Here is a 19,970-nt window from a genome sequence, read left to right on the forward strand (position 1 = left end):
ACCCGCGCCCGCACCCGAATCGCCATCCGCACCCGCACCCGCACCCCCACCCGTGTCCGCGTTCGCCACCGACGGCCGCACCACCCCGCCCGCACGCATCGGAGCACGACCATGAGCAGGACATCCATCGCCCGCGACCCGCGCGACTCGCAGGGCCCGGCCCGCCCGGTGCCGGGCGCCGTGCGCGGCGGCACCCTGCGCGTGCTGCGCGACGGCGACCACGACCACCTCGACCCGCAGCGCATCCAGACCCTCCAGGCCACCGCGCTCGGCCACCTCCTCTTCCGCACGCTGACGATGTTCGCGGAGGACGGCGCGGGCGGCTGGCGGCTGGTCGGCGACCTCGCCGAGCACCCCGGCCGGGACGTCGACGGCGACGGCCGCACCTGGGAGTTCACCCTCAAGGCGGGCCTCAGGTACGAGGACGGCCGGGAGATCACCGCCGCCGACGTGGCGCACGGCATCGCCCGCTCCTTCGAGGAGAGCCTCGCCGGCGGCCCCCGCCACCTCCAGGAGTGGCTGGCCGCGAACGGCCCCTACGCGGGCCCCTTCACCGACGGCACCGCCGCGGTGCCGGGCCTGGAGGTGCGCGGCGCCCGCACCCTGGTGTTCCGCTTCCCCGAGCCGCGCCCCGACCTGCCGTTCGCCGCCGCCCTGGTGACCACCGTGCCGGTCCCGCGCGACACCGACACCGGCGAGACGTACGGCAAGGCCCCCCTCGCCTCGGGGCCGTACCGCATCACCGGACACCTCGCCGGCGAGCGCCTGGTCCTGGAACGCAACCCGCACTGGGACCCGGCCACCGACGCCGTACGGCACGACCACCCGGACCGCATCGAGTTCGAACTCGGCGCCGACGCGGCCGCCCAGAACCGGCGCGCCCACGCGGGGGAGGGCCCGGACGCCTTCGCCGTCGCCGAGAACAACGCGCCCGAGGAGGTCGCCGCGGAGCTGCTGGCCGACCCCGGCCTCGGGGCCCGGCTGCGCCGCGACCGCACCCCGCTGGTCTGGTACCTCGCGATCAACACGGCCCGCGTGACGGACGTCGAGGTCCGCCGGGAGATCGCCCGCGCCCTCGACAAGGAGGCGGTCCGCGACGCGATGGCGGGCGCCGCCCAGGGCGAGACCACCCACACCATCCTCTCCCCGGCCACCCTCGGCCACCGCCCCTACCCCGACCCGCACGCGGGCGGCCCGCGCGGCCTGCCGGACGGCTGGGACGGCCGTCCGCTGCGGCTGCTCAGCCGCGACGGCGCGTACTTCACGGCGGGGGCCCACGCGGTCGCCCGCTCCCTTCAGGCGGCGGGCTTCGCGGTCGAGGTGGTGGAGACCGACCGGCCCCGGCACAACACGACGGTCCTCACCCGCGGCCACGCCTTCGACCTCTACCTGATGGGCCAGGCCGCCGACTGGCCCGGCGCCGCCACCCTCCTCACCGGCTTCGACGGCCGTACCCTGCGACCCACCGGGAACGCCGACTACACCTACCTCGACGACCCGGACGTCAACGCCGAGATCGCCCGGATCTCCGCGCTGCCCGCCGACCTCGCCGCCGCCGAGTGGGCCGCCCTGGACGAGACCCTGACGACCTGGCACGTCCCGCTGGTGCCGATCTTCTCCTACGTGCACCTGGCGGTCTCCGGTCCGCGCGTGGGCGGGGTGTTCACCTCGTCGTTCCTCGGCACGCCCGTGTACTACGACGCGTACGTGACGCCCGCACCGGAGGCCGCCGGCCGTGGCTGACCAGCGCACCCTCTACGAACGGTTCGCCGCGTCCGCCGACGCCCACCCCGGGACGGCCGCCCTGGAGACCGGCGGCCGGGTCCTCGGCTACGCGGAGCTGCGCCGCCTCGCCGAGCACACCGCCGCCCGGATCCTGGGCGCCCTCGGCGGGCGGCGCCCGGAACGCGTCGGCGTGCTGGCCAACCGGACCGTCGCCGCCTACGCCTCCTACCTGGCCGCCCAGCGGCTGGGTGCGGCCGCCGTGCCGCTGGGCCCGGAGGTCGCGCCGGCCCGGCTGACCGCGATCGCCCGGGCGGCCCGGCTGGACGCGGTACTGGCGGAGCCGGCGGCCGAGCAACACGCGCGGCACACCGAATTCCCCTGCCCCGTCCTGCCGTTCACCGAGACGGCGGGCCAAGTGGAGGCAGCGGGCCAAGTGGAGACGGCGGGCCAAGTGGAGACGGCGGGCCAAGTGGCGGACCTTCCGCCGTACCGGCCGTGCCCCGACGCGATCGCGTACATCGTCTTCACCTCGGGTTCCACCGGCACCCCCAAGGGCGTCCCGGTGCTCCAGCGCAACGCGTCGGCCATGCTCGACCACGCCACCGCCCGCTACGGCATCGGCCCCGGCAGCCGGGTCTCGCAGACCTTCGACCTCACCTTCGACCCGACGGCCTGGGACATGTTCACCGCCTGGAGCACCGGCGCGACCCTCGTCGTACCGGCCCGCTCCGATCTGGTCCGCCCCGCCCGCTTCATCCGCGAGCACCGCGTCACCCACTGGTTCTCGGTCCCCTCGGTGATCACCTACGCCCGGCGGCTGCGCGACCTGGCCCCGGACAGCATGCCGGAGCTGCGCTGGACCCTGTTCGGCGGTGAGCCGCTCACCCTGGAACAGGCCGCCGCCTGGCGGGTGGCCGCCCCCGGCAGCGTCCTGGAGAACCTCTACGGCCCCACCGAGCTCACCGTCTCCTGCACCCAGTACCGGCTGCCCGCCGACCCCGCGCACTGGCCGGCCACCGCCAACGGCACGGTCCCCATCGGCACGCCCTACCCGCACCTCGACGCCCTGGTCCTGGACGACGACGGCCACCGGGCGGACGAGGGCGAGCTGTGCCTGCGCGGCCCGCAGCGCTTCCCCGGCTATCTCGACCCCGCCGAGAACCCCGGCCGCTTCGTCCGCTTCGACGGCGACCGGGCCACGGTGCACGACGACCTGGAGGCGCCCGCCGCGGAGCTGTACTACCGGACCGGCGACCGGGTACGGCGCGGGGCGGACGGCGCGCTGCTGCACCTGGGCCGGCTCGACCAGCAGGTGAAGATCCGCGGCCACCGCGTCGAGCTCGGCGACGTCGAGGCCGCCCTGCGCACGGCCGCCGGGGTCGCCGAGGCGGTGGTGGCCGTGGTGCGGGCGCCCGGGGAGCCCGAACCGTCGCTGGCGGCGGCCTACACCGGCACCGCCCAGGACCCCCTCGCGCTGCGCGCCCACCTGGCCGGACTGCTGCCCGTCTACATGCTCCCGCGCGGTTTCACGCACCTCGACGCGTTCCCCCTGAACGCCAACCGGAAGATCGACCGCCGGGCGGTCGCCGGGATCCTGTCAGCCCACGGCTGAAGGAGGGGCCGGGGTTGCGGCCCCCCTCCCCGCATGAGGGAGGATGGCGGAGTCCAGACGAAGGGAAAATCACGGTGACCATCGACCCGTCCTCGATTCCGAACTTCGGGGGCCAGCCCGAGCCGCAGCCCCAAGGACCGGCGGGCCCCGTCGTCCCGGATCAGGATCTTGTGAAGCAGCTCCTCGACCAGATGGAGCTCAAGTACGTCGTCGACGACGAGGGTGACCTCGCGGCGCCGTGGGAGCAGTTCCGCACCTACTTCATGTTCCGCGGCGAGGACGAGCAGGCCGTCTTCTCGGTGCGGACGTTCTACGACCGCCCCCACAAGATCGACGAGAAGCCGCAGCTGCTCGAGTCGATCGACGACTGGAACCGGCGGACCCTGTGGCCCAAGGTCTACACCCACACCCACGACGACGGCACCGTCCGTCTCATCGGTGAGGCCCAGATGCTGATCGGCACGGGCGTCGACATCAACCACTTCGTCTCGTCCACGGTCAGCTGGGTGCGGGCCGCGCTCGAGTTCGACAAGTGGCTGGTCGAGCAGCTCGGCCTGGAGGAGGCCGTCAACGAGGCCGAGAAGCCCGAGGACGACGAGTAGTCCGACCTCCCGCTTCCTCCCTACAGCGGTGTGTGCGCGTACACGACGAGGTACGTGCCGTAGCCGAACGAGAGCCCGGCCAGGGCCGTGACCACCACCGTCGCGTGCCAGGGCCGGGCTCTCGCCGTGCGGGCCAGCGCCCGGGCCAGCGGGAGCAGCAGCGGGAAGGCCGGCAGCAGGAAGCGCGGCTTCGACTCGAAGAAGCCCGAGCCGCCGAGCGCGATCAGCAGGAGCGCGGCGGTGTAGGCGAGCAGCGGCAGCGGCGCGCGGTCGAGGGCCAGGAGGGCGAACAGCACGACCGCCGCGGCCACGATCATCAGGGCCATCGGGAAGACGAACCGGTCGCCGCGCAGCAGCAGCGTACGGACGAAGGCCAGCGAGCCCCGGCCGAAGTCGAAGCGCGAGCCCCACAGCCGTTGTACGTCGAAGTAGCCGCCCAGCCGGTTCCCGCTGCGCCGGCCCACCCACAGGACGTACGCCGTCCAGCCGAGCGGGGCGAGCGCCGCGCCCGTCCACAGCCTGTGGGTAACCCGGCCGCGGGCGCGGCGCAGCTCGCACGCGGCGGCGACCAGCACGGCCACCGCGACCGCGAAACCGTTCGGGCGGGACAGCCCCGCCAGGGCGGCCAGGGCACCCGCCCACACCCAGTTCCCGGCCAGCACCGCGTACAGCGACCAGGCGGCGAAGGCGGTCAGGACGGGTTCCGTGTACGCCATGGACAGCACCACGGAGTGCGGAAGCAGCCCCCAGAGCAGCACCAGGACGGTGCCCACCGCACGGCCGTGCAGCCGGGCGCCCACCGCGTAGATCCCGCCCGCGGCGACGGCGGCGGCCGTCCAGGACACCAGCAGCCCCGCACCGGCCCCGCTGAGCGGGGTGACGGCCGTCAGGATCCGGACCAGGCCCGGGTAGAGCGGGAAGAACGCCAGATCGCTGTGGACGACGCCGGGCCCGAAGTACAGGGTGCGGCCGTAGCCGTGCGCCGCGATCCCCAGGTACCACGCCGCGTCCCACGACCGGCCGAGCAGCGTCAGCGGATGCCGGCCGCCCGCCCAGGCGGCCAGCGCCAGCACGGTCATCCCGGTGAGCCGGGCCATCGCGAACAGCCCCACGGCGACCCCGCCGACAGCGACGAGGGACAACCGGGCACCGGGCCGCTGAGCGACGGGCGGGGCGAGGGCGGCGGCGGTGGTACTGGCGTGGCTCACATTCGCACAGTGCCGGGGGACCAAGGCGATGTGCGAGAAATGTACGCCCGATGGGGTAGCCGCCCTGAACTGCAGCGCCCCGAGCTGCAGCGCCGCGCGGTCCGGAGCCCGAGGCGGACGCCCGCTGACGAAGGACTCCCGGTGCGGCAAGGCCGTGCCGGACCCGTCTCGTGCGGGAGTCGCTGCCGCCGTCAGTTCGCCGTCTCTCCCGCCGTCCCCCGGACCGGGCTCACCGAGAAGGCCGTCTCCCCTGCCACGGCCACGATCGCGTCGTACACCAGCAGCACGCTCGGGATCGTGTTCTGCGGCGAGGTGCCCGGGTCGTCGAGCTTGGGCGTGGTCCACCGGACGGCCCCGGTGGCCTGGTCGAGGGCGGCGAGGCGGCCGTAGCGGTTGGCGAAGTAGACGGTGTCGTACGTCGTCGAGCGCACCGGAGCCGACAGGTTCTCGATCTGCGTGTCCCGCTGCCACAGCCTGGTGCCGTTGGCGGCATCGACCGCGGTGACCGTCCCGTCGGGGCGGACGAAGTACACGGTCCGGTCGATCACGGTCGGCGTGCCGCTCGGGTCGCCTTTCAGGAAGATCCTGGTGGCGCTGCCGGTGTTCGGGTTCACCCGCAGCAGAGCGGTGTACGACGCGTCCCCGCCGTCGCCCGACTGGTACCCGGTGGTGTCCTTCGGCAGCGCGAACAGCGGCCCCCCGGCGAGGATGCCGAGCGGCGTCGCGCTCGCCGGCAGCGGGTCGAGTTCGTCCGCCGTGCCGCCGGCCGGGTCGAGGCGCAGCAGGCCGGCCGAGCCCTGGGTGGGGTCGTTCGCGTCGCCGCAGAGACCGTAGGGAGCGTCGCCCAGGACCACCGGGGCACAGAGGCTGCCCACCGACGACTCGGCCGGGGCGCGCCACAGGTCCTTGCCCGTGGCGGCGTCCAGGGCGACGAACTCCTTCGCGGTCTCCGACATCGCCAGGACGCCGCCGTCGAACAGGGCGACGCGGGCGGTCGCGCTGACATCGCGGGTCCAGACGCGTTTGCCGGTGTCGGCGTCGAGGGCGATCACCCGCTGGTCCGCCAGCACCTCGTCCGGTTGCTCGTAGGTGTACACGATCCCGTCCCGCACGCCCAGGGGCCGCTCGGCCGCCTGGGAGCTGTTCCCGTACCGCCACGCGACGCGGCCCGAGGCGGCGTCGAGACGGGCCACGGTGAAGCCGGTGCCCGCGCAGTACAGGGCGGATCCGGCGGACACACAGCCGGCGTCCACATCGTCCACGTTGATGCTCGACGAGTCGTCCCGCACGGCTCGGGTGAGATGCGTCTGCCAGGGCCGCCAGCCGGCGGGCAGCGCCGGGGCCGGGGACGCCGAGGCGCTCGCGCCGGGACGGGCGTCGCCGGACTGCGCGCTCGACTTGAGGTGGTACACCGACGCGGACACCCCGGTGACGGCCAGGACCGCGCCGAGGACAACCAGCCGACGCGTCCGGCGTCCGCGACCGGCGTGCCCGGCGGTGGTGGTGTCGCCGCCGCCCCGGGAGTGCCTCCGGTGTCCCGGCACGGTCGGCGGGCCGCCCGCCGCCACGGCGTCGGCCGTGCTCGGCAGGGACCTGAACAGCCGTTGCAGTTCGTCCAGCCGAGGCCTGTCGGCGGGGTCTTTGGCCAGGCAGCGCACGACGATGCCCAGCAGCGGCTCCGGTACGCCGTCCAAGGAGGGCTGCTCGTGCACCACCTGATAGCCCGTCATGTACGGGCTGCCGCCTTCGAAGGGACGGTTTCCGGTGGCGGCGTACACCAGGAGCGAGCCGAGCGAGAAGACGTCCGAGGCGGCGGTGACGTCCTTGGGCGAGGCGAACTGCTCCGGGGACATGAAGGGTGGGGTGCCGATGAGGCGTCCGGTCACGGTGAGGGCCTCGTTGTCGGCCGCCCGTGAGATGCCGAAGTCGATGACGCGCGGGCCGTCGTCGGCCATCAGCACGTTGCTCGGCTTCAGGTCCCGGTGCACGACACCGGCCTGGTGAATGTCCCGCAGCGCCTCCACCAGGCCGAGGGCCAGCGTGCGCAGTCCGGGTCCGCCGAGTGCGCCCTGCTCGGCGACGAGGTCGTCGAGGGTGCGGCCCGGCACGTACAGCGTCGCCATCCACGGCAGTTCGGCGTCCGGGTCCGCGTCCACGACGGGGGCGGTGAACGCTCCGCTGACCCGCCGTGCCGCCGCGATCTCCTGGCGGAAACGGGTGCGGAACTCCTCGTCCTGCGCGTACTGCGCGTGGACCACCTTGACGGCGACGTGGCGTCCGGAGGCGGAGCGACCGAGGTAGACGACTCCCATGCCGCCACTGCCGAGCCGGTCGACGAGCAGGTAGCCGCCTATCGCCCCGATGGACCCCGACTCCTCGGTGCTCAGCGGCATCGCCGGTCAACCCTTCCAAGTCCCACACGTCACGGAATCGTTCAGCGGCAACAGAGTAGTCCGCGTCCGGGGGAGGAACTGCGCGCTCAGTCCTCACGCACCAGCAGACTGGATCGGCCCCCTACGACAACTGCCGCAGCCGCTCCGCCGCCTCCTTCAAGACCTCCGCACGCTTGCAGAACGCGAACCGCACGAACGGCGCCCCCGCCTCCCGATGGTCGTAGAACACCGCGTTCGGGATGGCGACGACCCCGGCCCGCTCCGGCAGGGAACGGCAGAAGGCGAAGCCGTCCGTTTCCCCGAGGGGCCGGATGTCGGTCGTGATGAAGTACGTGCCGGCCGTGTCGTAGACCTCGAAGCCCGCCTCCGCCAGCCCCGCCGCGAGGATGTCCCGCTTGGTCTGCATGTCCCGGCGGAACGTCTCGAAGTAGGTGTCGGGGAGGGCGAGGGCCTCCGCGACCGCGTACTGGAAGGGGCCCGAGGAGACGTACGTCAGGAACTGCTTGGCCGAGCGCACGGCGGAGACGAGGGCGGGCGTCGACGTCACCCAGCCGACCTTCCAGCCCGTGAAGGAGAAGGTCTTCCCGGCCGAGCCGATGGTGACCGTGCGCTCGCGCATGCCGGGAAGGGTGGCGAGGGGCACGTGTTCCGCCTCGTCGTACACCAGGTGCTCGTACACCTCGTCGGTCACGACCAGCAGGTCCCGCTCCACCGCCAGTTCCGCGACCGCGGTCAGCTCCGCCCGGGTGAGGACCGTGCCGGTCGGGTTGTGCGGGGTGTTGACCAGGAGGAGGCGGGTGCGCGGGGTGACCGCCGCCCGCAGCTCGTCGAGGTCGAGGCGGAAGGCGCCGGCGTCGGGACGCAGGGTCACCGGGACCCTGGTGCCGCCGGCCATCGCGATGCTGGCCGCGTAGGAGTCGTAGTACGGCTCCAGGGCGACGACCTCGTCACCGGGTTCGAGGAGGCCGAGCAGGGCGGCCGCGATGGCCTCGGTGGCGCCCGCCGTGACCAGGACCTCGGCGTCCGGGTCGTACGACAGCCCGTACCGGCGCTGCTGGTGTGCCGCGACCGCGGTGCGCAGCTCGGGGACGCCCGGACCCGGCGGGTACTGGTTGCCGCGCCCCTCGCGCAGCGCGCGCACGGCGGCCTCCCTGACCTCCTCGGGGCCGTCGGTGTCCGGGAAGCCCTGCCCCAGGTTGATGGAGCCCGTGCGGAGGGCGAGGGCGGACATCTCGGCGAAGATCGTGGTCCCGAACTCGGCGAGCCGGCGGTTGAGGAGGGGGCGTTCGCTGGAGGTCATGCCGGCCATCCTGCGCCCAAGCTCTGGAGTTCCTCAACTCCGCTTTGGCCGCCGCGCCGGGCGGGCATCCCCAGGCCACGCCGCGTTCTCGCGGCGGCCGGGGCGCCCACGGGGGGTCGCCCTCGGGGGAACGGAAAGAAGGTGACGCCATGGGCACCGTCTTCATCGTGGTGGTGGCCGCGGTCATCTGCTTCGCGGTCGTCGCGTCGGCGGTCCGCAGGGGCGGCCGGCGCAAGGGGGCGTACCGCAGGGGAGGGTCCTCCTCGTCGTACGACAGCTCCGGCAGCTGGTGGGCCGGGGACTCGGGGTCGTCGTCCTCACACGGCGGTCATCACGGCGGCGGTCACTCGTGCGGCGGCGGCCACTCCTCCTGCGGCGGCGGCTCGTCGTGCGGAGGCGGCTCGTCGTGCGGCGGGGGCGGCTGCGGAGGGGGCAACTGAGCCGCCCCGCGGGCGGCCGGAGACCGGGGCGTCCGGGCGGAGAGCAGGGGAGCTCTCGCCGGGCGCTCCGGCGTGCGCCGGAAGCAGTGGGGCGCACAGCATGGTTGAACAGTTGAGCTGTGGAGCCCTCTGAGGGATGGAAATCCCACGAAGTTGGGTAAAAAGGCTGTGGCAGCGCCACAGTGCATGATTCCCTCTAAATCACCAAAGCAGCGCCTCGGACGTCCTGACGACACCCTCCCCCGGCTGGGCCGGCCGGGCCGATCTCCCGGTGTCGACCGAGGTGCGCCGAACCACACTCCCCGTCTTTTGCGTGTTAGCGGAGCCGATCCATGCTCACGACCCTGAACACCTCCTACACCGATACGCGTGCGGCCGACCTCGCCTGGGCCCTGGGACGCGAGCCGCTGCCCGCCCTGGCCACCCTCGACCTGGAGCTGACGGGGGCGAAGCTGCAGTTGAGACTGCTCGGCGCGTCCCACCAGGTGCTCCTGGAGGAGGAGTGCGGCGGCTGCTCGGAGACGGTGGCGTGCATCCCGGGGTCCAGCACCCCCCTGCCGCTCGGGGTCGCCAAGCGCATCGGCGACTGGGAGTACGAGTTCGCGGCCCGCGTCGAGGTGCTGTCGCCGGGCTCCTTCGCGGGCCGCGCCCAGGAACTGCTGGCCCTCGTCTCGGAGCATCCGCACGGTCTCGCCGGGGTCTTCCCGGGCAGCCCGCACGCCTTCACGGCGATGCTCGCCCAGCGCCACGAGGGCCAGGTGCACTGGCGCACCTGGCACGCGTACCCGCAGGACGGCCAGCTGGTGGCGACCCGGACCCGGGTCGGCGTACGGGTTCCGGTGCCCCGACCCGTGGCCGGATGACATAAACCAATAGTGCGTCAAGGGGCCCGGAGTTCCACACGTGTGGGTGACGAAGCGTACCGAGTGAGTGACGTAACGTCGCAGAGTGATCGATCCGCACGCACCCGCCCCGCCCGGCACACCGGCGCCCTGGGGTGCCCCCGCGCCGCTGCCCGTGCGGCCGGGGACGGGCCGCTTTCTGGTCCTGGCGTGCGTGTTCGTCTGCGCGGCCTGCGGACTGGTGTACGAACTCGAACTGGTCGCCCTCGCCTCGTACCTGATCGGCGACTCGGTCACCCAGGCCTCCGTCGTGCTGTCCGTGATGGTCTTCGCGATGGGCGTCGGCTCACTCGCCGCGAAACGGCTGCGCTGGCACGCGGCGGCCGGATTCGCCGCCGTGGAGGCCGCGCTGGCGCTGGTCGGCGGCTGCAGTGCCATGGCCTTGTACGCCGTCTTCGCCTGGACCGGCGGCTGGGGCGGCCTGTGGGCCACCGGCCCGCGCTGCCTCCTGGTCGCCTTCTCCCTCGCCATCGGCCTCCTCATCGGCGCCGAGGTGCCCCTGCTGATGGAGCTCATCCAGCGCATCCGCCGCCAGGACGCGGGCGGCGCCGTGGCCGACCTGTTCGCGGCGGACTACGTCGGCGCCCTCGTCGGCGGCCTGGCCTTCCCGTTCCTGCTGCTGCCCTTCCTCGGCCAGCTGACCGGCACCCTGCTCACCGGCACCGTCAACGTCGTCGCCGGGGGCGCCCTGGTCCTCGGCCTGTTCCGCCGCGACCTGTCCCGCCGGGCCCGCTGGACCCTGCTCGTCGCGGGCGTCACCGTCCTCGGCCTCCTCGCCTCCGCCGCCGTCCTCGTCGACGACTTCGAACGGGCCGCACGGCACGCCGTCTACGGCGCCGACGTCCGGGTCGCCCTCCAGACGGATGTCCAGGAGATCGTCCTCACCGGCGGCACCCACGGCCGCCCCCTCGACCTCTTCCTGGACGGCCGGCTGCGGGTCGGCGGCCACGACGAACGCCGGTACCACGAAGCCCTCGTCCACCCCGCGACGACCGGCCCGCACGCGCGCGTGCTGATCCTCGGCGGCGGCGACGGCATGGCCGCGCGCGAGGTGCTGCGCCACCGCGGCGTCGACCGCGTCGACATCGTCGAACTCGACGCGGGCCTGGTCCGCCTCGCCCGCCACGACCCCGCCCTCGCCGCGCTCAACGGCCACGTCTACGACGACCCGCGCGTCCACGTCTTCACCGCCGACGCCTTCCACTGGCTGCGCGAAGCACCCCGCTCCGGTTACGACGTCGTCATCGCCGACCTGCCCGACCCCGGCATCACCGCCAGCACCAAGCTGTACTCCCAGGAGTTCTATGGCCTCGCCCGCCGCGCCCTCGCCCCCGGCGGCCGCCTGGTCGTGCACGCCGGCCCGGTCCAGGCCCGCCCCCGCGCCTTCTGGACGGTCGCCGCGACCATGCGGGCCGCGGGCCTCGCCACCACCCCCTACCGGGTCCTCGGCCACGACGCCGGCTTCACCCCGGGCCCCGACCGCTCGGCGGGCGGGTCCAGGGCGCCGCACGACTGGGGCTTCGTCCTGGCGACGGCGGGACCGGTGGGGCCGCCGTTACGGCTCCCGGCCGACGGCCCGCGGCTGCGGACGCTCACGGAGGGGGCACTGGAGCGGGACGTGCTGAAGACCCCGGCCGCCTGGCCGCCGCCGTCGACGCTGGTGCATCCGCGGTACTGAGCGGGCCCGGCCCGTCAAGGAGGCCCGCAGCGTGCCGTGCGTCGGGGAGGGTGTGCCGGACCGACTCGTGGGTAGGCTCATTCGCCATGGAGCACCAGGTGTACGTCCCGGCCCCGGCCTCGCGGCTCAGGGCGGCGCTGGCCGACCCCGCGCGGGTCGCCCGGGCCGTCCCCGGCCTCCAGCAGGACGCGGGCGCCGCCCCCGGCACCGGCAGGCTCAAGGTCCGGATCGGCAGCCACTCGATCACCTACCGGGGCTCCCTGCGCGTCAGCACCCACGACGACGGCTCCTACGCGCTCGACGGCGACGCCACCGAGGCCCGCGGCACCGGCACGGTGAAGCTGGCGCTCACGGTGCGCCTCGCGGACCGGGGCGAGGGCTGCGAGGTCACGGTGACCGGCACGGCCTCCGCCGACGGGCGGGTCGCGGAGCTGCCGGCGGCGGCGGTTCAGGCGGCGGCGGCGCGGCTGCTGAGCCGCTTCGCGGAGGGGCTGGGCGAGGCGCCTGCGGACGAACCGGCCTCGATCTTCGAGACGGAGGTCCCGCCGCCGTCCCTGGCACCCGGGCCGGAACCGGTGGAAGAACCGGTGGAGGAACCGGTGGTGGAGCCGGTGGTGGAGCCGCTTCCCGAGATCTTCGCGGAGGCGGCGCACGCGCGCCGGACGATGATCGGCCGCAGCGCGGAGGAGGTCGACCACGCACCGCCGAGGGGGCGGTACGCGCCGGTCCCGGCGCCGCAGACCGTGGTCGGGAGCTCGGCGCTGCGATGGGCCGCACCGGCGGCGGCACTGGCGCTGGCGTCGGCGATCGTGGTGACGAGGGCGTTGCGGCGCCGACGCTGAACTGTGCGGGTGGGCTGGGGCCGGGGGGTGGGGACGCTCACCGGCGCTGGCCGGGTGCCGCTGGCCCGAGTGGAGCGCCCCTTCAGGGGCGCGGGGAACTGCGCGACCAGCCCCCACCCACCCGCACCCGAATCACAAGGCCCCCCACTACTCTCATCCCGTGAGTAACGAAGACATCACGCTGACCGCAGGCGACGTCACCCTCCACCTGCACCCCGGCAACGGCGGCCGGATCGCCGGACTCGAGATCGGCTCCCTCGAACTCCTCCGCCAGGGCGACCGCTTCGGCTGCTTCCCGATGGTGCCGTGGTGCGGCCGGATCCGGGACGGCCGCTTCCGCGACGGTGCCACCACCGTCCAGATGCCCCTCAACTCCCCGCCGCACGCCATCCACGGCACCGCCCGCGACGGCGCCTGGCGCACCGCGCGGCTCTCGGCGACCGAGGCCGTCATCACCCGCGACCTCGGCGCCCCCTGGCCGCACCCCGCCCGCGTCACCCATGTCGTCCAGCTCGCCGAGGACTCGCTGACGCTGACGATGTCCGTGGAGACGTACGACGACTCCTTCCCGGCGCAGATCGGCTGGCACCCCTGGTTCAACCGGAACCTCGGCGGCCAGGACACCCAGGACGTCCAGGACGTCCAGGTGGACTTCACCCCCGCCTGGCAGGAGGAGCGCGGCGACGACCACCTGCCCACCGGCAACCGCATCGACCCGAAGCCCGGCCCCTGGGACGACTGTTTCGGCATGCCCGACGGAGTCGACGTCACCCTCACCTGGCCCGGACAGCTGGAGCTGAAGGTCGCCAGCCGCGAGCAGTGGGTCGTGGTCTACGACGAGCAGGCGGAGGCCGTCTGCGTGGAGCCGCAGACCGGACCGCCGAACGGGCTGAACACGCTGCCCCGGCTGGTCACTCCACTGGAGCCGCTGGAAGCCGCGACCACCTGGACGTGGACGCGCCTCTAAGCTGGTCGGCATGACGGACGTACGCGCTGAGCTGCTGCAACAGATCAAGGACAAGGCCGTGGTGCACGGCAGGGTGACCCTGTCGTCGGGGCTGGAGGCCGACTACTACATCGACCTCCGCCGCGTCACCCTCGACGGCACGGCCGCCCCGCTGGTCGGCCAGGTGCTGCTGGACCTGACGGCGGAGCTGGAGTTCGACGCCGTCGGCGGGCTGACGATGGGCGCCGACCCGGTCGCCGGCGCCATGCTGCACGCGGCCGCCGCGCGCGGCCGGCACCTCGACGCCTTCGTCGTGCGCAAGGCGGCGAAGGCGCACGGCATGCAGCGCCGGGTGGAGGGCCCGGAGATCAAGGGCCGCCGCGTCCTGGTCGTCGAGGACACCTCCACCACCGGCGGTTCCCCGCTCACCGCCGTGGAGGCCGTGCGCGAGGCCGGCGCCGAGGTCGTCGCCGTCGCCACCATCGTGGACCGCGCCACCGGCGCCGCCGAGAAGATCCAGGAGGGCGCCGGGGTGCCGTACCTGTTCGCCTTCTCGAAGGATGAACTGGGTCTGGACTGACACCCCGGTTGACGAGTGGGATTGACCCGGATTTGACCGGCGCCCGGAGCATCGGTTCATGTCTGGAAAGATGGGGACGACGATGACGTCGCCCCCAAGGTCTAGGTCAGGGCCGTAAGAAAAACAGCAGTACGCCGACCCGCACACTCAAGGAGCGGACAGATGCCCATCGCAACCCCCGAGGTCTACAACGAGATGCTCGACCGGGCGAAGGCAGGCAAGTTCGCCTACCCGGCCATCAACGTCACCTCGACCCAGACCCTGCACGCGGCGCTGCGCGGCTTCGCGGATGCTGAGAGCGACGGCATCGTCCAGATCTCCACGGGTGGTGCCGAGTTCCTGGGCGGCCAGTACAAGAAGGAGATGGTCACCGGCTCGGTCGCGCTCGCCGAGTTCGCGCACATCGTCGCCGAGAAGTACCCGGTCAACGTCGCCCTGCACACGGACCACTGCCCGAAGGACAAGCTCGACGGGTACGTGCGTCCGCTGCTCGCGATCTCCGAGGAGCGCGTGAAGAACGGCCGCAACCCGCTCTTCCAGTCGCACATGTGGGACGGCTCCGCCGAGACCCTCGCCGACAACCTCGCCATCGCGCAGGAGCTCCTGGAGCAGGCCCGCCGCGCCAACATCATCCTCGAGGTCGAGATCACCCCGACCGGCGGCGAGGAGGACGGCGTCTCCCACGAGATCAACGACTCCCTCTACACGACGGTCGACGACGCGATCCGCACCGCCGAGGCGCTCGGCCTCGGTGAGAAGGGCCGCTACCTGCTCGCCGCCTCCTTCGGCAACGTGCACGGCGTGTACAAGCCGGGCAACGTCGTGCTCCGCCCCGACCTGCTCAAGGAGCTGAGCGACGGCGTGGCCGCCAAGTTCGGCAAGCAGTCGCCGTTCGACTTCGTCTTCCACGGCGGCTCCGGCTCCACCGAGCAGGAGATCCGCACCGCGCTGGAGAACGGCGTCGTGAAGATGAACCTCGACACGGACACCCAGTACGCCTTCACCCGTCCGGTCGCCGACCACATGTTCAAGAACTACGACGGCGTCCTGAAGGTCGACGGCGAGGTCGGCTCCAAGAAGACGTACGACCCGCGCACCTGGGGCAAGCTCGCCGAGGCGAGCATGGCCGCGCGCGTCGTCGAGGCCACGCAGAACCTGCGCTCCGCGGGCAACAAGATCAAGTAAGCCGCATTACGGTCAGGACCCGGCGTTCGTCTGTCTACGGCGCCGGGTCCGCTGTATACCTGGAACCATGCCCGACGTCCGGATCGCCTCAGCCCAGGGCAAGTGGATCCTGATCACCACCGTCCTCGGCTCCAGCATGGCGCTGCTGGACTCGACGGTCGTCAACGTCGCCCTGCCCCGCATCGGCCAGGACCTGAACGCGAGCCTGTCCGCGCTCCAGTGGACGATCAACGCGTACATGCTGACGCTGGCCGGCCTGATCCTGCTCGGCGGCTCGCTCGGCGACCATTACGGCCGCCGGAAGATCTTCGTGATCGGGGTCGTCTGGTTCGCGGCCGCGTCCCTGATGTGCGGCCTGGCCCCGACCGACGCGATCCTGATCGCCGCCCGCGCCCTCCAGGGCATCGGCGGCGCCCTCCTCACCCCCGGCTCCCTGGCCCTCATCCAGGCCTCCTTCCACCCCGACGACCGGGCCCGCGCGGTCGGCCTCTGGTCCGGCTTCGGCGGCATCGGCGCGGCCGTGGGACCCTTCCTCGGCGGCTGGCTGGTGGACGGCCCCGGCTGGCGCTGGGTGTTCCTCCTCAACGTCCCGCTGGCCCTGCTCTGCGTCCCCATCGCCCTGCGCCACGTCCCCGAGTCCGCCGACGGCCGCACCCACGGCCGCTTCGACGTCCTCGGCGCGGTGCTCGGCGCCCTGGCCCTCGGCCTGGTCACCTACGCCCTGATCGAGGCCGGGACCGCCTCCCTGCTCGCCATCGCGGGCGTCGCGGCCGGCGTGGCCTTCGTGTACGTCGAGAAGCGCCGCCAGGACCCGATGCTCCCGCTGGACATCTTCGGCTCCCGCCAGTTCACGGCACTGAACGTCGTCACCCTGTGCGTGTACGGCGCGTTCGGCGGCTACTTCTTCCTCACCGCGCTCCAACTCCAGGTGGTGGCGGGCTACTCGGCGCTGGCGGCGGGCACGGCCCTGCTCCCCACCACCGCCCTGATGCTGCTCTTCTCGGCCCGCTCGGGCGCCCTGGCCGACCGCATCGGCCCCCGCATCCCCCTCACGGTGGGCCCGCTGCTGTGCGCCACCGCGATGCTCCTGATGCTGCGCGTCGGCGAACACGCGAACTACCTGACCGACGTCCTCCCGGCGGTCCTCGTCCAGGGCGTCGGCATGGTCACCCTGGTGGCCCCGCTGACCGCCTCCGTCCTCGCCTCCGTGGACACGAGCCGGGCGGGCATCGCCAGCGGCATCAACAACGCGGCGGCCCGCGCCGCCAGCCTGATCGCGGTGGCGGCGCTGCCGCTGCTCGCGGGGATGGGGCCGGAGGCGTACCGGTCGGCGGCCGCCTTCAACGCGGCGTTCGACCGGGCCATGCCCATCTGTGCCGGCGTCCTGGTGGTCGGCGCGGCGCTGGCCTTCGCCCTGGTCCGCAGGCCGGCCCCGGGCTGCGTACGCCCGGAGTGCCGTACCCACGGGAACGTGACGTCGCCGCCGATCGAGGCGGAGGGCCGGCCTTAGCCTGCTGTGGCCCGCCCGGGGGAGCGGAGGCTAAGGCCGCCGGCGGAGCAGAGCGGTCCGCAGGTCGTGCTCGGTGATCTGGTCGGCGGGGCGGTGGAGTGTCCAGCGGTGAGTCTCGCCGCCGTCCATGGGCAGCACCTCGACGACGGTCTCCAGCGGCGGACAGCCAGGGCCGGGGCCGGGGCCGTCACGTCCGAGCTGGCGGATCACGACGGCGGTGTCGTCGTGCAGGCCGAGCAGGACGCGCACGGTGTCCCTCAGGTCGCGGAGGTGCGGGCTCGGCCAGGCGCTTCCCGGGCGTGGTTCCGGGCGTGGTTCCGGGCGCATGGGAGACACCTCCTGCCGTGCGGCCACGGCCACGGCCGTCTGCCAGGTCGCGAGGAGCAGCAGCGTGCCGGTCTCGGCGAGGAGGCTGAGGACGGCCTGCGGCGCGGGCTGCAGACCGCGCTCGGTGAACCCGAACACGCCCACCGTGCGCGAGGCCGTGAAGCCGCCGAGGGCGCCGAGCGCGACGCCCGCCGCGCCGGCCCTCAGCAGCAGGGGCGGCGTCCCCGTCATCAGCAGGGCGGCGAGTGCGAGGGAGGCACTGGCCTGGAGGAGGAACAGGGGACCGATGACGTGGATGAAGCGGTACCCGTCGACGTAGAGCTGGGCGTGGATGTACCCGCCGGCGGCGAGGGTTGCGGCAGTCGCCCGGCGCAGGGCGGGGGCGGGGAGTCCTCGGCTGTTCATGCCAGCCTCTGATCTTTGATGGCCAGTTCGCGGTCGCCCTGGCGGTAGCCGACGCTGCGGATGCCGAGTGCGCCCTTGAGCTGCCGGGCGGGGACGACCTGCGGGGTGGGGGCGGGGGCCCGGCCCGGCTTGGGCAGGGGGTAGGCGGTGGTGGTGGCGGAGTGGAAGGTGATGTTGCCCTCGGTCTTGGTGAAAAGCTGGTGGACGTGCCCGTTGAGGCAGGTGACGGAGGAGAAGCGGCGCAGCAGGGCGATGACCTTGAGGGCGTCGTCGGTGCTCCAGCCCCACTTCGGGTACATGGCGAACAACGGGATGTGGCTGAAGACCACGACCGGGGTGTCCGAGGACAGCCCGGCGAGGTCCTTGCGGACGAAGTCGATCTGGTCGTTGCCGAGGTGGCCGAGCTTCTCCGGGCTCAGGGTGTTGACCAGGGCGACGAAGTGCACGCCGTGGGTGTCGAAGCTGTACCAGCCGTCGCCGAGCGTGCCCGCGCCGAAGGCGCGCCGGTAGGCGCGGCCCGCATCGTTGATGGAGTCGTGCTCGCCCGGCACGGTGAAGACACGGTCTGTCTTCAGTCCCGACATCATCTGCTTGACCTGGTCGAACTGCCCGGCCGTGGACAGGTGGGTCAGGTCGCCGCTGTGCATGACGAAGTCGGGCCTGAATCCGAGCGAGTTGACCTGGTCGACCGCTTCGGTGAAGGAGCCGACCACGTCCGTGTTCGCCGGGCCCTGGAACCCGATGTGGCTGTCGGAGACCTGCACGAACCGCAGCACGCCGCTGTCCGCCGCGGCGGCACCGACGGCACCGGCGGCGGCCTCGGCGGTGCCGCCCCGCGGGTCGGCGATGTGGCTGATCACCTCCCCAGCGGCCACGGTCAGCACCACCGCGCCGCCGAACCACCCGGCGTGCCGCATGAGTTGGCGACGCGTCATGCCGTGTTCCCGCGCGGGCCGACCGGCCTCGCCGGCCGGCGCCCCGTCGTGACTGTCGTAGTCGTGACTGTCGTGGTAGCCGTCGTAGTCGTTCATCGGGTCACCTCGACGGTCGCGGTCATGAACGGATGGATGGTGCAGAGGTAGGCGTAGGTGCCGGGCTCGGTGAAGGTGTGGCTGTAGGTGGCGTGGGTGGCCAGGGCGGCGGAATGCAGCGGGCCGCCCGGTCCTGTGCTGGTGACGGTGTGGGCGTCGGTGTCCTGGTTGGTCCAGGTCACCGTCGTACCCACCGGCACCTTCAGCGTGGCCGGCGAGAACGCGAAGTTCTGGATCGCTACGGCGGTCCCGGTCACCGGCTTGCCTGCGCTCGTACTCGTACTCGTACTCGTACTCGTGCCCGTCCTCGGGGGACTTGAGGGCATGCTCATGCCGGACATGGGCGATGCGGCGGGGCGGGGGGCTCCGGCGGACGCGGAGTGCGGCGCCGGGCCGCATGAGGTGAGGAGTCCCAGCGTGCCGGCGGTGGTGAGGGCGGCGAGGGCCAGCCCGGCCGCGGCGCGTGATCGTCGGCCCGGTGTGTGGAAGTTCGGATGGGGTGTCCCGGTCACGTCTGCACCGTCCTTTGCGGTGTGGGGGGCGATGAGGAACTGCGCGTAAGTCGGTTCCTGTCCCGCTCCACGGGCCGCGAGGGGCATACGGTTCGGCATATATACGGTTTTGTGAGATTTCTGCATATGGGCGATGATCGACTTATGCCCCGGAGTTTCCGAAAGCGTGATCAAAGGGTTGATCCGGATCGCTCCGCGAGCCGTGTCTCGGGTAGAGGAACGCTTTCGACCGCGGACGAGGAGCTGCTGCGCACCCTGTACGCAGAGCACGCAGGGCCCCTGTTCCACTACGTGCTGCGACTGACGTCAGGAGACCGGCAATGGGCGGAGGACGTGGTGCAGGAGACGCTGCTGCGGGCATGGCAGCACCCCGCCGCGTTCGAGCCCGCACGCGGTCCCGCCCGGGCATGGCTGTGCACGGTCGCCCGGCATCTGGTCATCGACGCCCACCGGGCCCGGCGGGCCAGGCCGGCCGAAGCCGGCGGCGAGGCGCTGGAGCGAGCCGCCGAGCAGACGCCGGGCGAGGACGAGATCGAGCAGGCACTGCAGAGCTGGGCGGTCGCGGACGCCCTGCGGGCGCTGTCCCCGGATCACCGCGCGGTGCTGCTGGAGACCTACTACCGGGGGCGGACCATGGCGGAGGCCGCGCAGGTGCTGGGCATTCCGCTGGGCACCGTGAAGTCGCGGACGTACTACGCGCTGCACGCCCTGCGGCTGGCGCTCCAGGAGCGGGGGATCGAACCGTGACCGTGGTGTGCGGGAGGTGGCGACC

The 19,970-nt window shown here is 73.0% G+C and carries 18 protein-coding genes; 12 read left to right on the forward strand and 6 right to left on the reverse strand.

Annotation, left to right across the window (positions count from 1 at the left end):
* Positions 1–111: 111 nt before the first annotated feature.
* The 3 genes from ACFWPQ_RS09670 (at position 112) to ACFWPQ_RS09680 (ending at position 3,939) form a co-directional block, all read left to right on the forward strand.
* The gene (locus ACFWPQ_RS09670) at positions 112–1,743 is read left to right on the forward strand and encodes an ABC transporter substrate-binding protein (RefSeq protein WP_384031694.1); all 1,632 of its coding nucleotides are present in this window, start codon (positions 112–114) and stop codon (positions 1,741–1,743) included.
* Complete coding sequence (locus ACFWPQ_RS09675; protein WP_384031696.1) at positions 1,736–3,337, forward strand: amino acid adenylation domain-containing protein; 1,602 nt, start codon at positions 1,736–1,738, stop codon at positions 3,335–3,337. The genes ACFWPQ_RS09670 and ACFWPQ_RS09675 overlap by 8 nt, the downstream gene beginning before the upstream one ends.
* 74 nt (positions 3,338–3,411) lie before the next feature.
* A complete protein-coding gene (locus ACFWPQ_RS09680; protein ID WP_361286556.1) occupies positions 3,412–3,939 on the forward strand; it encodes a YbjN domain-containing protein in 528 nt (175 codons plus the stop codon).
* A gap of 20 nt (positions 3,940–3,959) precedes the next feature.
* On the opposite strand, the gene ACFWPQ_RS09685 is transcribed toward ACFWPQ_RS09680, so the two are convergent.
* From ACFWPQ_RS09685 to ACFWPQ_RS09695, 3 genes are all read right to left on the reverse strand, one after another.
* Entirely contained in the window at positions 3,960–5,147 is a 1,188-nt protein-coding gene (locus ACFWPQ_RS09685) for a hypothetical protein (RefSeq protein WP_384031698.1), read from the reverse strand.
* Between the two features lie 191 nt (positions 5,148–5,338).
* Positions 5,339–7,540: a serine/threonine-protein kinase gene (locus ACFWPQ_RS09690; RefSeq protein WP_384031700.1), complete on the reverse strand. Its 2,202-nt coding sequence runs from the start codon at positions 7,538–7,540 to the stop codon at positions 5,339–5,341.
* A 121-nt stretch (positions 7,541–7,661) separates the two neighbouring features.
* A complete protein-coding gene (locus ACFWPQ_RS09695) occupies positions 7,662–8,849 on the reverse strand; it encodes a pyridoxal phosphate-dependent aminotransferase (protein WP_384031702.1) in 1,188 nt (395 codons plus the stop codon).
* Positions 8,850–8,989: 140 nt separating this feature from the next.
* On the opposite strand from ACFWPQ_RS09695, the gene ACFWPQ_RS09700 reads away from it, so the two are divergent.
* The 8 genes from ACFWPQ_RS09700 (at position 8,990) to ACFWPQ_RS09735 (ending at position 16,923) form a co-directional block, all read left to right on the forward strand.
* Positions 8,990–9,280, forward strand: coding sequence for a hypothetical protein (locus ACFWPQ_RS09700; protein WP_384031704.1), 291 nt, complete (start codon positions 8,990–8,992; stop codon positions 9,278–9,280).
* A gap of 332 nt (positions 9,281–9,612) precedes the next feature.
* The gene (locus ACFWPQ_RS09705; protein ID WP_384031706.1) at positions 9,613–10,143 is read left to right on the forward strand and encodes a DUF2617 family protein; all 531 of its coding nucleotides are present in this window, start codon (positions 9,613–9,615) and stop codon (positions 10,141–10,143) included.
* A gap of 85 nt (positions 10,144–10,228) precedes the next feature.
* A complete protein-coding gene (locus ACFWPQ_RS09710) occupies positions 10,229–11,860 on the forward strand; it encodes a polyamine aminopropyltransferase (protein WP_384031708.1) in 1,632 nt (543 codons plus the stop codon).
* An 86-nt stretch (positions 11,861–11,946) separates the two neighbouring features.
* Positions 11,947–12,702, forward strand: coding sequence for an SRPBCC family protein (locus ACFWPQ_RS09715; protein ID WP_384031710.1), 756 nt, complete (start codon positions 11,947–11,949; stop codon positions 12,700–12,702).
* A gap of 160 nt (positions 12,703–12,862) precedes the next feature.
* Positions 12,863–13,669, forward strand: a complete 807-nt coding sequence (locus ACFWPQ_RS09720; protein WP_384031712.1) for an aldose 1-epimerase — start codon at positions 12,863–12,865, stop codon at positions 13,667–13,669.
* Between the two features lie 10 nt (positions 13,670–13,679).
* Positions 13,680–14,228: an orotate phosphoribosyltransferase gene (gene pyrE, locus ACFWPQ_RS09725; RefSeq protein ID WP_384031714.1), complete on the forward strand. Its 549-nt coding sequence runs from the start codon at positions 13,680–13,682 to the stop codon at positions 14,226–14,228.
* A 162-nt stretch (positions 14,229–14,390) separates the two neighbouring features.
* On the forward strand, positions 14,391–15,413 hold the full coding sequence (gene fbaA / locus ACFWPQ_RS09730) for a class II fructose-bisphosphate aldolase (protein WP_384031716.1): 1,023 nt from the start codon (positions 14,391–14,393) through the stop codon (positions 15,411–15,413).
* A 67-nt stretch (positions 15,414–15,480) separates the two neighbouring features.
* Positions 15,481–16,923, forward strand: a complete 1,443-nt coding sequence (locus ACFWPQ_RS09735; protein ID WP_384031718.1) for an MFS transporter — start codon at positions 15,481–15,483, stop codon at positions 16,921–16,923.
* 30 nt (positions 16,924–16,953) lie between these two features.
* Here the strand turns inward: ACFWPQ_RS09735 and ACFWPQ_RS09740 are convergent, their stop codons facing one another.
* The 3 genes from ACFWPQ_RS09740 to ACFWPQ_RS09750 are packed head-to-tail and all read right to left on the reverse strand — an operon-like array spanning position 16,954 to position 19,198.
* Entirely contained in the window at positions 16,954–17,655 is a 702-nt protein-coding gene (locus ACFWPQ_RS09740) for a hypothetical protein (protein WP_384031720.1), read from the reverse strand.
* A complete protein-coding gene (locus ACFWPQ_RS09745; protein WP_384031722.1) occupies positions 17,652–18,686 on the reverse strand; it encodes a metallophosphoesterase family protein in 1,035 nt (344 codons plus the stop codon). Before ACFWPQ_RS09745 ends, ACFWPQ_RS09740 begins: the two co-directional genes overlap by 4 nt.
* On the reverse strand, positions 18,683–19,198 hold the full coding sequence (locus tag ACFWPQ_RS09750; protein WP_384031724.1) for a cupredoxin family copper-binding protein: 516 nt from the start codon (positions 19,196–19,198) through the stop codon (positions 18,683–18,685). The genes ACFWPQ_RS09745 and ACFWPQ_RS09750 overlap by 4 nt, the downstream gene beginning before the upstream one ends.
* Before the next feature lie 144 nt (positions 19,199–19,342).
* Between ACFWPQ_RS09750 and ACFWPQ_RS09755 the strand changes: the two genes are divergently transcribed.
* The gene (locus ACFWPQ_RS09755; RefSeq protein ID WP_384031726.1) at positions 19,343–19,945 is read left to right on the forward strand and encodes a sigma-70 family RNA polymerase sigma factor; all 603 of its coding nucleotides are present in this window, start codon (positions 19,343–19,345) and stop codon (positions 19,943–19,945) included.
* The last annotated feature ends 25 nt before the right edge of the window (positions 19,946–19,970 follow it).

It is taken from the genome of Streptomyces sp. NPDC058464 (genome assembly GCF_042721035.1).
Lineage (GTDB): Bacteria > Actinomycetota > Actinomycetes > Streptomycetales > Streptomycetaceae > Streptomyces.

Bases quoted from the DNA above. Each gene is read 5' to 3' on its own strand.
- ACFWPQ_RS09670 (WP_384031694.1), top strand. From the start codon at position 112: ATGAGCAGGACATCCATCGCCCGCGACCCGCGCGACTCGCAGGGCCCG.
- ACFWPQ_RS09690 (WP_384031700.1), bottom strand. From the start codon at position 7,540: ATGCCGCTGAGCACCGAGGAGTCGGGGTCCATCGGGGCGATAGGCGGC.
- ACFWPQ_RS09755 (WP_384031726.1), top strand. From the start codon at position 19,343: ATGCCCCGGAGTTTCCGAAAGCGTGATCAAAGGGTTGATCCGGATCGC.
- ACFWPQ_RS09735 (WP_384031718.1), top strand. From the start codon at position 15,481: ATGCCCGACGTCCGGATCGCCTCAGCCCAGGGCAAGTGGATCCTGATC.
- fbaA (WP_384031716.1), top strand. From the start codon at position 14,391: ATGCCCATCGCAACCCCCGAGGTCTACAACGAGATGCTCGACCGGGCG.
- ACFWPQ_RS09695 (WP_384031702.1), bottom strand. From the start codon at position 8,849: ATGGCCGGCATGACCTCCAGCGAACGCCCCCTCCTCAACCGCCGGCTC.
- ACFWPQ_RS09745 (WP_384031722.1), bottom strand. From the start codon at position 18,686: ATGAACGACTACGACGGCTACCACGACAGTCACGACTACGACAGTCAC.
- ACFWPQ_RS09715 (WP_384031710.1), top strand. From the start codon at position 11,947: ATGGAGCACCAGGTGTACGTCCCGGCCCCGGCCTCGCGGCTCAGGGCG.
- pyrE (WP_384031714.1), top strand. From the start codon at position 13,680: ATGACGGACGTACGCGCTGAGCTGCTGCAACAGATCAAGGACAAGGCC.
- ACFWPQ_RS09705 (WP_384031706.1), top strand. From the start codon at position 9,613: ATGCTCACGACCCTGAACACCTCCTACACCGATACGCGTGCGGCCGAC.
- ACFWPQ_RS09700 (WP_384031704.1), top strand. From the start codon at position 8,990: ATGGGCACCGTCTTCATCGTGGTGGTGGCCGCGGTCATCTGCTTCGCG.
- ACFWPQ_RS09740 (WP_384031720.1), bottom strand. From the start codon at position 17,655: ATGAACAGCCGAGGACTCCCCGCCCCCGCCCTGCGCCGGGCGACTGCC.